We start from the raw sequence: 14,784 nt of genomic DNA, 5'->3' as shown, positions 1-14,784 counted from the left end.
TCGCGCTGGTCGCCGTGCCCCCAGGAACCTCACAGCTGGGGCCCAGCTCCGTGACAACCGGACCGCCGAGGGTGGTCCTTATGACCGAGACTGTGACCGTCGCGGCGGCGGAATTAGCCGAGACACCGGGTACGCCCGTGCTTGACGTGGTGATACCCGTCTACAACGAAGAGACCGACCTCGGCGTGTGTGTGCGCAGGTTGCACGCATATCTGCGCCAGGGGTTCCCGTTTCCGGCGCGGATCACGGTGGCCGACAATGCCAGCACCGACGCTACGCTTCAGGTCGCCGAGCTGCTCGCGGCGGAGCTGGACGGCGTGCGGGTGCTGCACCTGGATGCCAAGGGCCGAGGGCGGGCGCTACGCGCCGCCTGGGCGGCCTCCGATGCCCAGGTGGTCGCCTATATGGACGTCGACCTGTCCACCGATCTGAACGCGCTGCTGCCGCTGGTGGCACCGCTGATCACCGGGCATTCGGATCTGGCGATCGGCACCAGGCTCAGCGCCTCCTCGCGGGTGGTGCGCGGGCCGAAGCGCGAGATCATCTCCCGCTGCTACAACCTTTTGCTGAAAGCCTCACTGCAAGCACGCTTTTCGGACGCGCAGTGCGGGTTCAAGGCAATGCGCAGCGACGTGGCACGCAAGTTGCTTCCGCTGGTGCGCGACGGGGAGTGGTTCTTCGACACCGAGCTGCTCGTGCTCGCCGAGCGGGCCGGGTTGCGCATCCACGAGGTGCCGGTGGACTGGATCGACGATCCGGACAGCCGCGTCGACATCGTCGACACCGCCCGCAAGGATCTGCGGGGCATCGGGCGGCTGACGCGGGCGCTGGCCACCGGGGCCTTGCCGCTGGAGGAGTTGCGTCGCGCGGTAGGGCGCGAGCCGTTGGTGCCAGGAGTGCCACTCGGGATGGTCGGCCAGTTGGTCAGGTTCGCGATTGTCGGCGTGCTGAGCACGCTGGCGTATCTACTGCTTTACGTTGTGCTGCAATCGTTTACCGATGCGCAGGTGGCCAACTTCCTGGCGCTGCTCGTTACCGCGGTGGCCAATACCGCGGCCAACCGGGCGTTCACCTTCGGCGTGCGCGGGTCGACCGGCGCGGTGTCGCATCAGTTCCAAGGATTGGTGATCTTCGGGATCGGGTTGGCGTTGACCAGTGGGTCACTGTTCACGCTGCACCACTGGGCGCCGGACGCGCCGGTGCACCTGGAGTTGCTCGTACTGGTGCTGGCCAATCTGCTGGCCACCATCCTGCGGTTTGTCGGGTTGCGGTGGGTTTTCCGGAACACCCCGAATCCGGCGCGGCGGACGGCCATCTCCGTGCAGCCCGATGCGGGCGAGTCCGCCACCGCGGTGGCGCTGAGCAGCGAGGGTGGTGCTCGATGACCGCGACACTCGCGCCGCCTACCGCGGCACCGGCGGCACCCCCGCCCGACGCCAAGACCCGGTGGGAATACCCGGCTTTGGCGGTGTTGCTGATCGGCACGGGGATCGCGTACCTGTGCAACCTGAGCTCGAGCGGCTGGGCCAATTCGTTCTATTCCGCAGCGGTGCAGGCGGGTTCGGTGTCGTGGAAGGCATTCTTCTTCGGCTCGTCGGACGCGGCGAACTCGATCACCGTTGACAAGCCGCCCGCCTCGCTGTGGTTGATGGAGCTGTCGGTGCGGGCGTTCGGGCTGAACAGCTGGAGCATCCTGGTGCCGGAGGTACTGCTCGGGGTCGCCAGCGTCGCGCTGCTCTGGGCGACGGTGCGCAGGGCGTACGGGCCCGCGGCCGGGCTGCTCGCCGGGCTGGTGCTCGCGCTGACTCCCGTTGCGGTGCTGATGTTCCGGTTCAACAATCCGGACGCGCTGCTGGTGTTCCTGATGATCGCCGCGACGTGGGCGATGACCCGCGCGGTCGAGGACGGCCGCTGGCGGTGGCTGGTGCTCACCGGAGCGTTCATCGGATTCGGCTTCCTCACCAAGCAATTACAGGTGCTGCTGGTGGTTCCGCCGCTGGCACTGACCTACTTGATCGCGGGACCGCCCAAGCTCGGCAAGCGCGTCCTGCAACTGCTCGCCGCCGGTGCCGCCATGGTGGCCGCCGCGGGCTGGTGGCTGCTCGCGGTGGAACTGTGGCCCGCCTCGTCGCGGCCGTGGATCGGTGGGTCGCAAAACAATTCGATCCTCGAACTCACCCTCGGCTACAACGGACTCGGCCGCCTCACCGGCGAGGAGAGCGGCAGCGTCGGCCCCGGCGGCGCCGATCTGCCTGCCGGTGGCAACGGCATGTGGGGTAGCACCGGCATCACCCGGATGTTCGAGCCCGCGCAGGGCGGTCAGATCGCCTGGCTGATCCCGGCGGCGCTGGTGGCACTTGTCGCCGGAATCCTGTTGCGCGGCAAGGCTGCCCGCACCGATCGACAGCGGGCCGCGCTGATCCTGTTGGGCGGTTGGCTGTTGGTGACCGGATTGACCTTCAGCTTCATGGCGGGAATCTTCCATCAGTACTACACGATCGCGCTGGCTCCGGCGGTCGCCGCACTGGTCGGGATCGGCGCGGTACAGATGTGGCGGGAACGGCAGCGGCTGTGGGTGCGGTCGATGCTCGCGCTCGCGGTCGGCCTCACCACGGCGACCGCGTGGATGTTGTTGTCCCGCAGCGTCCATTGGGTGCCATGGTTACGGTGGACGGTGCTGATCGTCGGCGTACTCGCGACGATCGCCGCGCTCGTCCCCGCGCCGAAGAAGCTTGCCATCGTCGCCGCGCTGGCCATCGCGTTCACCGGACTGGCCGGGCCGACGGCGTACGCCGTCGACACCATCGCCACCTCGCACGCGGGCGCAATCCCTTCGGCGGGACCGAATGTCGGACGATTCGGCATGTTCGGTCAGCGGCCACCGTGGGCCGAGGGCATGAACGGCATGCCCGGTGGTCCGGGCGGCCCGCAAGCCGATGGCCGCAACGGCGGTCGCGCACCCAACGGTGGGCATCCAGGAAACGGCCAGCCGGGACTGCCACCCGGCATGGGTCCGCAAGGCGCCATGCCAGGAGCCGAGGCGATGGGTGGCATGGGCGGGCTGCTCGGGGCTGGCAAGCCGAGCGAGAAGGTGGTTTCGCTGCTCGAGCAGAACGGCACCGACTACACCTGGGTCGCCGCCGCCACCGGTTCGAACAGTGCCGCGGGTTTCCAGCTGGCCACCGAGCTCCCGGTGATGCCCGTCGGCGGCTTCAACGGCAGCGACCCGTCCCCCACCCTCGACCAATTCAAAGAGTATGTGGCCCAAGGAAAGATCCACTACTACATCGGCAGCGGCCGGGAAGGCGGTGGCCGGGGCCACAACTCCGCGACCCCGTCCACCAGCTCCCAGATCTCGCAATGGGTGCAGGAGAACTACACCGCCACCGAGGTAGACGGCGTCACCCTGTACGACCTCACCGCGCACTGACACAAAGATCCGCACCGCCCGCAGATTGTGCGGGCGGTGCGGATCTTTGTGCGTCGTCGGCTACTTCGCGGCGGGGTAGGTGGCCTCGAGCCACGCGGCGAAGGTGGGGCCCGCGAGGGTGGCATGCGGGCTCGGGAGCAGGGTGCCGTCCTCGAATGCTTCGCGGTCCGGGTTGTCGAGATCGCTGGATTCGATGATTCGAGCGGGGCCGCCCACGCGAGCGGCGAAAAGCGTTGCGGCGCCTGCCATGGTTTCCGGCTGGGGTCCCGCGATTTCGGGGAAGGGGGCGCCGGTGGCTCCAGGGGCCGGGTTGACGGCGAGGTCGACGAGGGCCTCGGCGACGGTGCGGGCGGCGACGAGCTGGGTGCGCATGGTGGCGATGTGGGCGACATCGCCCTGGGTGCCCCACTGAGTCATCACCTCGACCAGTTCGTGGAACTGAGCGGCGCGCAGAATCTGTACCGGCAGCGGGCCTTCGAGGAGCCGCTGCTCGTGTGCCAGTTTGGCGGCGTTGTAGCCCGCGGTGGAATTGTCGATGCCGATGATGGAGACGACGACCAGGCGCTCGACCCCGGCCTGACGGCCTGCCTCGTGCAGGTTGCGGGCGGCGGCGGTGAAGAACTCGGTCGCGATGTCCTTGTCGGCGGACGGGGTGCTCGATGCGTCGATGACGACCCGCACACCGTCCAGCGCCTCGACCAAGCCCGCACCGGTCTCGATGTCAACGCCGTTCTTCCTGGAGAACGCCACCACCTCGTGGCCCTGCTCGGTCAGCACATCCACCACGTGCTTGCCCAGCCGTCCGGTCGCCCCGGCCACCGCGATCTTCTTGGTCGTCGTCATGGTCCTGCTCCTCTGTGTCAGTGCGTTGTGCCGCGTTCACAGAGAGGACGACACAGCGACAGCGAGTGTGACATCGCCACGAAAGCCCAGGTAGTGACGGTTCTCAGCGGAGCATGCGCAGCAGGCGCTCGTGCACAACGCCGCGGATGACGGCGCTGAGATCGGGTTTTTCGGCGAGTAATTCGAGCATCCGCAGGATCTGCAGCGATTCGACGCGCTGCGGGAGGTCGGGGTCGGCGGGGTCGAAGCCAGCACCCTCGAGGAAGTCCGGCCAGGCGGGGGTGCCGGAGTCGGCGAAGCTGACCGACCATGCCCACCAGGCGGGGTCGAAGAGCGGGTCGGCGAGCCGGACGGACTCGAAATCGAGCAGGCCGGTGATGATTTCGCCGTCGGTGAGGATGTTGACCGGCGCGAAGTCGCCGTGCGCGAGCACCGTCGGACGGTCCGCGAAGAGGGTGGGCAGGGACTTCAGGGTTCGATCCAGGGTGGCGCGCTGCGCGGCGGCGAGGTCGAGCTGGGCGGCCCAGGCGTTCGCGCTCTCCACCAGGCGGGTGGGGCTGGCCCAGAGGTCGTCGAGTTGCAGGCCCGCGGTGGGCAGGCGCCGGAACGCGGCGAGCAGGGTGCCCATCTCGCGGGCGATGGTCGGGAATCGCGGGCTGGCGATGCCGATTTCGGCGCTGGCGGGGATCGGCACGCCGGGCAGCGCGTCGAAGACGATCCAGGCCGGGTCGGCGTCGAGGTCGAAGCGGCGGATGCGCGGAATGGCGATGCCGCGTTTGGCGGCCGGTTCCAGCAGGGTGTGCATGATGCGCAGGCGACGCTCGGCGTCGTCGGGATTGCGGTAGCGCTGCAGGACCATCCGGTCGCCGTCGGCGAGGGTGAGCAGGTCGGTGCGGTTCTGGAAGCCCCATTCGGCGGGCGCGCTACCGGCAATCGGCTGGCCGAGGGTCTGCTCGAGCCCGCCGTACTCCGCATGGTCCATACGGCAGACCCTAAGGCACGTACGGACCGTTGCGCGCCGATCGGCGCCGCTGCGCGGAACGGGGACCGATTCAGCGCGGCGCGCTCAGCGCGGCATGCAAGGTGGCCGCCCACTGCTGGACGATCTGCTTGCGACGGGCCGAATCGTCGGTGAGCACATCGGCAAGGCCGAGTCCGCGCGCCATATCGAGGGTGGCCTGCACGAGGTGGTGGGTGACCGGATCGGCGTCGTCGACGCCGAGCGCTTCTATCGCGCGCCGATGCGAGATGCGCCCGAACTTGGCTTCCAGCGGGACAATTCGCTCCCGCAGCGCCGGGTCGGCCGCCGCGTGCGTCCACACCTGCAGCGCCGCCTTGAACAGCGGGCTGGTGTATGACTCGACCAGGCCCGCCACCACGGCCTCGGTGCGGCCGAGCCCGTCGGCCGAGGCGGCGACCGTGCTCGCCTCATCCTTGGCCTGCTGGGTTCGGCTGTCGAACATGTACTCCAACGCGGCGGTGATCAGCTCCTCCCTGGTCGGGAAGTGATGCTGCGCCGCGCCCCTGGACACCCCGGCCCGTTCGGCGACGACCGCGACCGTCGCTGCCGCCCAGCCGGTTTCGGCTAGGCAGTCGATGGTCGCAGCCAGCAGACGCTGCCGGGTGGCTCGGCTGCGGTCCTGCTTGGGCTCGTGGGGGGTGGCCATGGGGTTATTCTGCCCAGCTCGGCGGACGACGCTGCAGGAAGGCCGCCATGCCCTCGTGCACCTCGGCGGTGCCGAAGAAACCGGCCGAGCGCTTGGCGAGCTCCTCGGCCGAGAGGTCGAACTCGGCGAGCATGGCCGCGTTGACCAGTCGCTTGCTCTCGGCCAGCCCCTGCGGGGCGCCCTTGCGCAGCTCGGCGCGCAGCCGCGCCACCTCGGCCCTCGGGTCGGCGGCGCTGGTGGTGATCAGCCCGATCCGCTCGGCGACGTCGGCGCCGAACTTCTCGCCCGTCAGGTAGTACCTGCTCGCCGCGCGGGAGGTGAGGCGGGGCAGCAGGGTGAGCGAAATCATGAACGGGGCCAACCCGATTCGCACCTCGGTGAGGGCGAAGCTGCTCGCCGGACCGGCCACCGCGATATCGCAGGCCGCGACGATGCCCATGCCGCCGGCCCGCACGTTGCCGTCGATCTGCGCGATCACCGGCTTCGGGGTGGCGATGAGGCGGCGCAGCACGCCGATCATGGTGCGGGTGCGGTCGTCGGCGGCCACCGCGGGGTCGGCGTTGCTCGCCTCGGTGAGGTCGGCGCCCGCGCAGAAGGTGTTGCCGGTGTGCGCGAGCACGATTCCCCGCACGGTGTCGTCGGCGGCCGCGTCGTCGAGCCCCCGCAGGAGTTCGGCGACGAGCTTGGCCGACAACGCGTTCCGGTTGTGCGGTGAGTCGAGCGTGAGCGTCGCGAAACCGTCCGCGACCTCGTAACGGACGAACGGACCCGTCACCGTTTCGGTCATCGACGGCCTCTCAGTAGGACTTGGGCAGGCCCAGCGAGTACTGGGCAACGAAGTTGAGAATCATTTCGCGGCTGACCGGGGCGATGCGGCCGATGCGCGCGGCGGCCAGCATGGCGGCAAGGCCGTACTCCTTGGTGAGGCCGGCGCCACCGTGGGTCTGGATGGCCTGATCCAGCGCCTTGATACTCGCCTCCGCCGCAGCGTATTTCGCCATGTTCGCGGCCTCGGCGGCACCCATCTCGTCGCCGGTGTCGTAGAGCGTCGCGGCCTTGCGCATCATCAGCTTGGCCAGCTCCAGCTCGATCTTCACCTGGGCCAGCGGATGCGAAATGCCTTGGTGCGCGCCGATCGGCGTCTTCCAGACGGTCCGTTCCTTGGCGTATTCCACCGCACGGTCGATGGCGTAGCGGCCGAGGCCGATGGCCATCGCGGCGCCCATCACGCGCTCCGGGTTGAGGCCGGCGAACAGCTGCATCAGGGCGGCGTCTTCCTTGCCGACCAAGGCGTTGGCGGGCAGGCGGACGTCGTCGAGGAACAGCGTGAACTGGTGGTCCGGCTCGATGATGTCCATCTCCTGGGGCGTCTTGTGGAAGCCATCGGCATCGGTCGGCACGATGAACAAGGCGGGCTTGAGCTTGCCGGTCTTGTGATCCTCGGTCCGCGAGACGATGAGCACGGCCTCGGCCTGGTCGACGCCGGAGATGAAGATCTTGCGGCCGTTGAGGATCCAGTCGTCGCCGTCGCGGCGCGCGGTGGTGGTGATCTGGTGCGAGTTGGAGCCCGCGTCCGGTTCGGTGATGCCGAAGACCATCTTGGCGCTGCCGTCGCCGAGCTTGGGCAGCCACTGCTGCTTCTGCTCGTCGGTGCCGTACTTGGTGATGATGGTGCCGCAGATGGCCGGGGAGACGACCATGAGCAGCAGGCCGGCGCCCTGGGCGGAGAGTTCCTCCATCACCAGCGCCAGCTCGTACAGGCCGGCACCGCCGCCGCCGTACTCCTCGGGCAGATTCACGCCGAGGAAGCCGAGTTTGCCTGCCTCGTCCCACAATTCGGTGAGCGGCTCGTTGGCGCGCGCCTTCGGCAGCACGTAATCGCGGTAGTTGTACTTCGCGGCCAGTGCGGCGACCGCGGACCGCAGCGCGATCTGCTCTTCGGTTTCGACAAAACTCATTTGCTCTCCTGGGTTTCCGTGCCCTCGGCAGGGTCGACGACGGCGAGGACGGCACCGACTTCGACCTGCTGGCCGACGGTGACATTGACGGCGCTGAGCACACCTGCGGCGGGCGCGGCGATGGTGTGCTCCATCTTCATCGCCTCCAACCACAGAATGGGCTGGCCTTGTTCGACATGGCTACCGACCTCGGCGCCGAGCCGGATCACGCTGCCTGGCATGGGCGCGAGCAGCGAGCCGGTGGCGACCTGGTCGGCGGGATCGGTGAAGCGTGCGAGTTTGCGCACGCTGACCGGCCCGAGTGGCGAGTCGACGCACACCAGGTCGGCGTACCGGGCGATGGCGAAATGCCTACGGACCGCGCCCCTTTCGCCGGGAACGGCGAGAACCACCCGGTCCGGCGTCGCCTCGACGAGTTCGAGTCCGTCATGGCCGTCCACCGAGACGACACCGCGGGTGTAGCGGTAGCCGACGTCGTGGATGCCGCTGGTGCGGCTCTCGAACAGCTTGTGCGTCGACTGGGACGGCAGGTTCCGCCAGCCGCTCGGCAGCCCGCCGCCGACCCGGGCGGCGGCACGATTGGCGGCCGCGTCGGCCAGGGCGGCGGCCACGATGGACAGCGCCTCGTCCGACTCGGACACCAAAGGCGCTGCCAGCGTGTCCAATCCGTGGGTGGCGAAGAAGGCGGTGTCGGTGTCGCCCGCCAGGAAGGCGGGGTGCCGCAGCACTCGGACCAGCAGGTCGCGGTTGGTCACCAGGCCGTGAATCCTGGCCCGGTGCAGCGCGTTGGCCAGCAATCGCGCTGCCTCGCCACGGGTTTCGGCGTAGGAGATGACCTTGGCGAGCATCGGGTCATAGTGCACGCCGACGACCGAGCCATCCACTACGCCGGTATCCAACCGCACACCGGGCCGGTCCAGCAGATCGAATTCCGTGACCACCGAGGGGATGTCGATGCGGTGGACGGTGCCGCTCTGTGGCTGCCAGTCGTGCGCGGGGTCTTCGGCGTAGAGCCGGACCTCGATCGAATGCCCGTGCAGCGCAGGCGGTTCGGCGGGCAACGACGCGCCGGCGGCCACCTCGAGTTGCAGGCGAACCAGATCCAGACCGGTGGTGCATTCGGTGACCGGATGTTCCACCTGGAGACGGGTGTTCATCTCCAGGAAGAAGAAGTCGCCGCGCTCGTCGGCGAGAAACTCGACCGTGCCCGCACCGGTGTAGCCGATCGCCCCCGAGGCGAGCCTGGCCGCCTCGAACAGCCGCGCTCGCATCCCTTCGGTGCGCTCGACCAGCGGTGACGGCGCTTCCTCGATGACCTTCTGGTGCCTGCGCTGGATGGAACACTCACGCTCGCCGACCGCCCAGATGGTGCCGTGCGTGTCGGCCATCACCTGCACCTCGATGTGCCTGCCGGTCTCCAGGTACCGCTCGCAGAACACCGTCGGATCGCCGAACGCCGATTCGGCCTCGCGGCGCGCGGCCTCGATCTGCGGCTCGAGCTCGGCGAGGGCGCGCACCACCCGCATGCCCCGGCCACCACCACCGGCGGACGCCTTGATCAGTACCGGCAGGTGCGCCGCGGTGACCTCGGCCGGATCGAGCTCGGCGAGCACCGGGACACCGGCGGCATCCATCATCTTCTTCGAGGCGACCTTGGAGCCCATCTGCTCGATGGCCTCGACCGGCGGCCCGATCCACACCAGCCCGGCGGCGAGCACCGCCTTGGCGAAATCGGCGTTCTCGGAAAGGAATCCGTAGCCGGGGTGGATCGCATCCGCACCGGCGGCAAGTGCGGCCTCGATGATCAGTTCACCGCGCAGGTAGGTCTCCGCCGGCGTATTACCCGGAAGCAGTACTGCCGCATCGGCTTCCGCGACGTGCGGTGCGGCGGCGTCCGCGTCGGAGTAGACCGCGACGGTGCCGATACCCATCCGGCGGCAGGTGGCGAACACGCGCCGCGCGATCTCGCCACGATTGGCGACTAAGACAGTGGTAACGGACCCTCCCGTCGCCCGGCCGCCACCCCGCCCCGAATCGCTACGCGATGCTGTCATTGTGGGCCTCACATTCGGAAGACGCCGAAGCCATCGGCGCCCTTGATCGGGGCATTGTGAATGGCCGACAAGGACATTCCCAACACGGTGCGGGTATCGCGCGGATCGATGACGCCGTCGTCGAACAGGCGCCCGGACATGAACATGGCCAGCGACTCGGCCTCGATCTGCGCCTCGATCATGGCGCGCATCCCGGCGTCGGCCTCCTCGTTGAAGGGCATGCCCTTCGCCTCGGCCGCCGCCCGGCCGACGATCGAGATGACACCGGCCAGCTGCGCGCCGCCCATCACGGCGGATTTCGCACTGGGCCAGGCGTAGACGAAGCGCGGGTCGAAGGCGCGACCGCACATGCCGTAGTGGCCGGCACCGTAGGACGCGCCCATCAGTACCGAAATATGCGGCACCTTCGAATTCGACACCGCGTTGATCATCATCGCGCCGTGCTTGATGATGCCGCGCTGCTCGTACTCCTTGCCGACCATGTATCCGGTGGTGTTGTGCAGGAACAGCAATGGGGTGTCGGTCTTGTTGGCCAGCTGGATGAACTGGGTCGCCTTCTGCGATTCCTCGGAGAACAGCACGCCGCGCGCATTGGCCAGGATGCCGATCGGATACCCGTGCAGCTCAGCCCATCCGGTGACCAGGCTGCCGCCGTAGAGCGGCTTGAACTCGTCGAAGTCGGAGCCGTCGACGATGCGCGCGATCACCTCGCGCGGGTCGAACGGGATCTTCAGGTCGTTGGGGACGATGCCGAGCAGGTCCTCGGGATCGTAGATCGGCTCGATCACTCCGGCGCGCGGCGCGGGGCCCTGCTTGCGCCAGTTGAGCCGCCGGACGATGGAGCGGCCGATGCGGATCGCGTCCTGCTCGTCGAGCGCGTAGTAGTCGGCCAGGCCGGAGACGCGGGCGTGCATGTCGGCGCCGCCGAGGGATTCGTCGTCGGACTCCTCGCCGGTGGCCATCTTGACCAGCGGCGGGCCGCCGAGGAACACCTTGGAGCGCTCCTTGATCATCACCACGTGATCGGACATGCCCGGAATGTAGGCGCCGCCCGCGGTCGAGTTGCCGAAGACGAGCGCGATGGTCGGGATGCCCGCGGCCGAGGCCTGGGTGAGGTCGCGGAACATGCGGCCGCCCGGAACGAAGACTTCCTTCTGCGTCGGCAGATCCGCGCCGCCGGACTCGACGAGGGAGATCACCGGCAACCGGTTCTCCCGGACGATATCGTTGATGCGCAACGTCTTTCGCAGCGTCCACGGGTTCGAGGTGCCGCCGCGCACGGTCGGATCGGGCGCGACGATCATGCATTCGACGCCCTCAACCACCCCGATGCCCGCGATAGTGCTTGCGCCGACGTGGAATTCGCTGCCCCACCCGGCCAGCGGGCACAGCTCCAGGAACGGTGAGTCCTCGTCGATGAGCAACTCGACCCGCTCGCGCGCGGTCAGCTTGCCGCGCTTGCGATGCCGGGCCAGCTTGTCCGGGCCGCCGCCATCGATCGCCTTGGCGAATTCGCCTTCCACCTCGGTGAGCTTGGCCGCCATGGCATCCGCGGCCGCGGCGTACTCCGGTGCGGCGGTGTCCAGCGTGCTGCGAAGTGTCGTCACGACTGATACCCCAATCGTTTGGCGGCGAGGCCGGTGAGGATCTCGGTGGTGCCACCGCCGATGCCGAGGATGCGCATGTCGCGGTATTGGCGCTCGATCTCGGATTCGCGCATATAGCCGAGGCCGCCGAACAGCTGGACGGCCTGGTTGGCCACCCACTCGCCCGCCTCGACGGCGGTGTTCTTGGCGAAGCACACCTCGGCGATCAGGTCGGTCTCGCCGTTCGCGCTGCGCTGCGCCACATCTCGGGTGTAAACGCGGGCTACGTCGATGCGCCGCGCCATCTCGGTGACCGTGTTCTGCACGGCCTGCCTGCTGATCAGCGGACGGCCGAAGGTTTCCCGGCTGCGGACCCAGTCCAGGGTGAGGTCGAGACAGCGCTGCGCGCTCGAATACGCCTGCACCGCAAGGCCGACGCGCTCGCTGACGAACGCGCCCGCGATCTGGAAGAAGCCGGAGTTCTCCGGGCCGACCAGGTTTTCCGCGGGCACCCGCACATCCACGTAAGAGAGTTCGGCGGTGTCGGAGGCGCGCCAGCCCATCTTGTCCAGCTTGCGGCTGACCGTGAAGCCTGGCGTGCCCTTCTCCACCACCAGCAGCGAGATCCCGCCGGAGCCTGGGCCGCCCGTGCGCACCGCGGTGACCACGTAGTCGGCGCGGCAGGCGGAGGTGATGTAGGTCTTGGCGCCGTTGACAATGTAGTGGTCGCCGTCGCGGCGCGCGGTGGTGGCCAGATGGCCGACGTCGGAGCCGCCGCCGGGTTCGGTGATGGCGAGCGAGCCGATCTTCTCCCCCGCCAGCGTCGGTCGCACCCACCGCTCGATCTGGTCGGCATTGCCGGAGGCGATCATGTGCGGCACCGCGATACCGCAGGTGAACAGCGACGCGAACAGGCCGCCGGAGGCACCCGACTGGTGCAATTCCTCGCAAACGATCATCGCGTCGATGCCGTCGCCACCGGATCCGCCGACGGATTCCGGGAATTGGATGCCGAGCAGGCCCAGCGCACCCGCCTTCTTGTGCAGCTCGCGCGGAATCTCGCCATCGCGTTCCCACTCGTCCAGGTAGGGCAGCACCTCCCGCTCGGCGAATCCCCGGACGGTGGCACGCAATTCACGCCGCTCGGCGGAATTCCAGGGACTCACCCGAACACCCGTCGCCCGACCGCCCTCGGCCGAATCGCCGCGCGATATTGAGTTCATAACAGCTCCAATGGGATGTCGAGATGACGGGACCGCAGCCATTCGCCGAGTCCCTTGGCCTGGGGGTCGAATCGAGCCTGATAGGCGACACCCTGACCGAGTAATCCTTCGATGATGAAGTTCACCGCCCGCAGGTTGGGCAGTACGTGTCTGGTGACCGTAAGCGAAGCGGTCTCGGGCAGCAGCTCTTTGACGCGCTCGACGGTGAGCGTGTTGGCGAGCCAACGCCATTGCTCGTCGGTACGCACCCAAACGCCGACATTGGCGTTGCCACCCTTGTCACCGCTGCGTGCCAAAGCGAGGGTGCCGAGCGGGGCGCGGCGAGTTGCACCGGCGGGCAATGGCTCCGGCAGCGCGGGCTCGGCAACCTCGGCCAGCGCCAACGTGTCCGAGGAAGGCGCGATATCGACGCGGGTACCGTCCGGCAGCACCGCGACGTGTGGCACCTCGGTGGCATCGACGAACCCCGGCGTGTACACGCCGTACGGAGAACCGTTGCCGGGCAACGTGGTAAAGCTGCACCCCGGGTAGCTGGCCAGCGCCAGTTCGACGGCCACGCTGGAGAACGCGCGGCCGACCTTGTTCGGATCCGGGTCGCGCACCACGCAGCGCAGCAACGCGCTCGCCTGCTCCTCGGTGTCGGCGTCCGGCCGATCGAGGCGCGCGAGCGTCCAGTCCAGCTCGGCGGGCCGCACGGACAGCCAGGACTCCAGTTGCCGTTGTGCCAGTGCGGCTTTCGCCTCGATGTCGAGACCGGTGAGGATGAACTCCATCTCGTTGCGGAAGCCGCCGAGGGTGTTCAGCGACACCTTCAGCCACGCAGGCGGCGCCTCGCCGACGACACCGCTGATCAGCACCCGGTCGGGGCCGTCGGCGCTGAGCTCGATGGAGTCGAGTCGCGAGGTCACATCGGGCCCAGCGTATCTCGCCCCCTGGATCTCGTACATGAGCTGCGCTTCGATGGTGTCGACCGTGACCGCGCCGCCGGTGCCCGCGTGCTTGGTGATGACACTGCTGCCGTCCCTGCGGATTTCGGCGATCGGGAAGCCCGGCCTGCCGAGGTCGGCCAGCTCGGTGAAGAACGCGTAGTTGCCGCCGGTGGCCTGGGTGCTGCATTCGATGACGTGCCCGGCGACCACCGCGCCCGCGAGCTGGTCGTAATCGGTACGGCCCCAACCGAAGTGGGCCGCCGCCGGGCCGACGATCACCGATGCGTCGGTGACCCGGCCGGTGACCACGATGTCCGCGCCCGCGTTCAGGCATTCGACGATGCCCCAGGCACCGAGGTAGGCGTTCGCGGTCAGCGGCGCGCCGAGGCCGAGTTCGCCTGCGCGGGAGACCAAGTCGTCGCCCTCGACGTGCGCGATCTTCGCGTCGAGCCCCAGCTCGGCGGCCACCTTGCGCAGCCGCTGCGCCAGTCCGGCGGGATTGAGTCCGCCCGCGTTCGTGACGATCTGCACGTTGTGTTCCAGCGCCAGGCCGAGGCAGTCCTCGATCTGCTTCACGAAGGTCTTGGCGTAGCCGAGGCTCGGATCTTTCATCCGGTCGCGGCCGAGGATCAGCATGGTGAGCTCGGCGAGATAGTCGCCGGTGAGTACGTCGAGCTGCCCGCCTTCGAGCATCTCGCGCATGGCGCTCATTCGATCGCCGTAGAAACCGGAACAGTTGCCGATCCGGAGCACGTCCGGGTCGGCGGCCAGCACACTCATCAGCGGGAATGCCTCCTGTAACGGCGAACCGTCAGGGCACAGCCGCGTGCCGCACCCGTGAAGTCCGCGTTCCGAGGACCAGCATCACACCCCCGCCCGAAAAAAGCAATCATGCGTGATTGTTAATTACGAGTGGGTCAGATATCGCCGGTTGAGGCGGGAGATTTAAGCGCTTCTCAACCACCACGCGCGAGTTTTGCGAGCGCCGTGGGGGGGCCCGGGGGGGGGGGGGGGGGGCGGGGCGCCCCCCCCCCCCCCCCCGCGGCCGGGCCGGCCGCCCGCCCCCGCCCGGCGGCCGGGCCCCCGCCCCCCCC

11 protein-coding genes are annotated in these 14,784 nt (G+C 68.6%); 2 read left to right on the top strand and 9 right to left on the bottom strand.

Features of this window, described 5'->3' with window-relative positions; all coding sequences use genetic code 11:
• Window positions 1–80: 80 nt before the first annotated feature.
• On the top strand, window positions 81–1,385 hold the full coding sequence (locus ACIA8C_RS29655) for a glycosyltransferase (RefSeq protein ID WP_397140346.1): 1,305 nt from the start codon (window positions 81–83) through the stop codon (window positions 1,383–1,385).
• Window positions 1,382–3,430: a glycosyltransferase family 39 protein gene (locus tag ACIA8C_RS29650; protein ID WP_397140344.1), complete on the top strand. Its 2,049-nt coding sequence runs from the start codon at window positions 1,382–1,384 to the stop codon at window positions 3,428–3,430. The genes ACIA8C_RS29655 and ACIA8C_RS29650 overlap by 4 nt, the downstream gene beginning before the upstream one ends.
• Before the next feature lie 60 nt (window positions 3,431–3,490).
• Here the strand turns inward: ACIA8C_RS29650 and ACIA8C_RS29645 are convergent, their stop codons facing one another.
• The 9 genes from ACIA8C_RS29645 to ACIA8C_RS29605 form a co-directional block, all read right to left on the bottom strand.
• Window positions 3,491–4,273 carry an SDR family oxidoreductase gene (locus ACIA8C_RS29645; protein WP_397140342.1) on the bottom strand — a complete coding sequence of 261 codons (783 nt, stop codon included), beginning with the start codon at window positions 4,271–4,273 and terminating at the stop codon, window positions 3,491–3,493.
• Between the two features lie 103 nt (window positions 4,274–4,376).
• Window positions 4,377–5,255, bottom strand: a complete 879-nt coding sequence (locus tag ACIA8C_RS29640) for a phosphotransferase family protein (RefSeq protein WP_397140340.1) — start codon at window positions 5,253–5,255, stop codon at window positions 4,377–4,379.
• A 70-nt stretch (window positions 5,256–5,325) separates the two neighbouring features.
• Entirely contained in the window at window positions 5,326–5,940 is a 615-nt protein-coding gene (locus ACIA8C_RS29635) for a TetR/AcrR family transcriptional regulator (protein ID WP_397140337.1), read from the bottom strand.
• A gap of 4 nt (window positions 5,941–5,944) precedes the next feature.
• The gene (locus ACIA8C_RS29630) at window positions 5,945–6,727 is read right to left on the bottom strand and encodes an enoyl-CoA hydratase family protein (protein ID WP_397140335.1); all 783 of its coding nucleotides are present in this window, start codon (window positions 6,725–6,727) and stop codon (window positions 5,945–5,947) included.
• A gap of 10 nt (window positions 6,728–6,737) precedes the next feature.
• On the bottom strand, window positions 6,738–7,898 hold the full coding sequence (locus ACIA8C_RS29625; RefSeq protein ID WP_397140333.1) for an acyl-CoA dehydrogenase family protein: 1,161 nt from the start codon (window positions 7,896–7,898) through the stop codon (window positions 6,738–6,740).
• Window positions 7,895–9,952 (bottom strand): acetyl/propionyl/methylcrotonyl-CoA carboxylase subunit alpha, encoded by a 2,058-nt coding sequence (locus tag ACIA8C_RS29620; RefSeq protein WP_397140331.1) that lies wholly within the window; start codon window positions 9,950–9,952, stop codon window positions 7,895–7,897. Before ACIA8C_RS29620 ends, ACIA8C_RS29625 begins: the two co-directional genes overlap by 4 nt.
• Before the next feature lie 8 nt (window positions 9,953–9,960).
• The gene (locus ACIA8C_RS29615; protein WP_397140329.1) at window positions 9,961–11,559 is read right to left on the bottom strand and encodes an acyl-CoA carboxylase subunit beta; all 1,599 of its coding nucleotides are present in this window, start codon (window positions 11,557–11,559) and stop codon (window positions 9,961–9,963) included.
• A complete protein-coding gene (locus ACIA8C_RS29610; RefSeq protein WP_397140327.1) occupies window positions 11,556–12,761 on the bottom strand; it encodes an acyl-CoA dehydrogenase family protein in 1,206 nt (401 codons plus the stop codon). The genes ACIA8C_RS29615 and ACIA8C_RS29610 overlap by 4 nt, the downstream gene beginning before the upstream one ends.
• Entirely contained in the window at window positions 12,758–14,470 is a 1,713-nt protein-coding gene (locus ACIA8C_RS29605) for an acyclic terpene utilization AtuA family protein (RefSeq protein ID WP_397140325.1), read from the bottom strand. Before ACIA8C_RS29605 ends, ACIA8C_RS29610 begins: the two co-directional genes overlap by 4 nt.
• Window positions 14,471–14,784: the final 314 nt, after the last annotated feature.

Origin of the sequence: Nocardia sp. NPDC051321 (assembly GCF_044455225.1) — a bacterium.
In the GTDB taxonomy this organism is placed as follows: Bacteria; Actinomycetota; Actinomycetes; order Mycobacteriales; family Mycobacteriaceae; genus Nocardia.
Note: the sequence above shows the minus strand (reverse complement) of the source record. Positions and strands in the feature narration are given on the sequence as shown.

Bases quoted from the DNA above. Each gene is read 5' to 3' on its own strand.
- ACIA8C_RS29655 (WP_397140346.1), top strand. From the start codon at position 81: ATGACCGAGACTGTGACCGTCGCGGCGGCGGAATTAGCCGAGACACCG.
- ACIA8C_RS29650 (WP_397140344.1), top strand. From the start codon at position 1,382: ATGACCGCGACACTCGCGCCGCCTACCGCGGCACCGGCGGCACCCCCG.
- ACIA8C_RS29645 (WP_397140342.1), bottom strand. From the start codon at position 4,273: ATGACGACGACCAAGAAGATCGCGGTGGCCGGGGCGACCGGACGGCTG.
- ACIA8C_RS29640 (WP_397140340.1), bottom strand. From the start codon at position 5,255: ATGGACCATGCGGAGTACGGCGGGCTCGAGCAGACCCTCGGCCAGCCG.
- ACIA8C_RS29635 (WP_397140337.1), bottom strand. From the start codon at position 5,940: ATGGCCACCCCCCACGAGCCCAAGCAGGACCGCAGCCGAGCCACCCGG.
- ACIA8C_RS29630 (WP_397140335.1), bottom strand. From the start codon at position 6,727: ATGACCGAAACGGTGACGGGTCCGTTCGTCCGTTACGAGGTCGCGGAC.
- ACIA8C_RS29625 (WP_397140333.1), bottom strand. From the start codon at position 7,898: ATGAGTTTTGTCGAAACCGAAGAGCAGATCGCGCTGCGGTCCGCGGTC.
- ACIA8C_RS29620 (WP_397140331.1), bottom strand. From the start codon at position 9,952: ATGACAGCATCGCGTAGCGATTCGGGGCGGGGTGGCGGCCGGGCGACG.
- ACIA8C_RS29610 (WP_397140327.1), bottom strand. From the start codon at position 12,761: ATGAACTCAATATCGCGCGGCGATTCGGCCGAGGGCGGTCGGGCGACG.
- ACIA8C_RS29605 (WP_397140325.1), bottom strand. From the start codon at position 14,470: ATGAGTGTGCTGGCCGCCGACCCGGACGTGCTCCGGATCGGCAACTGT.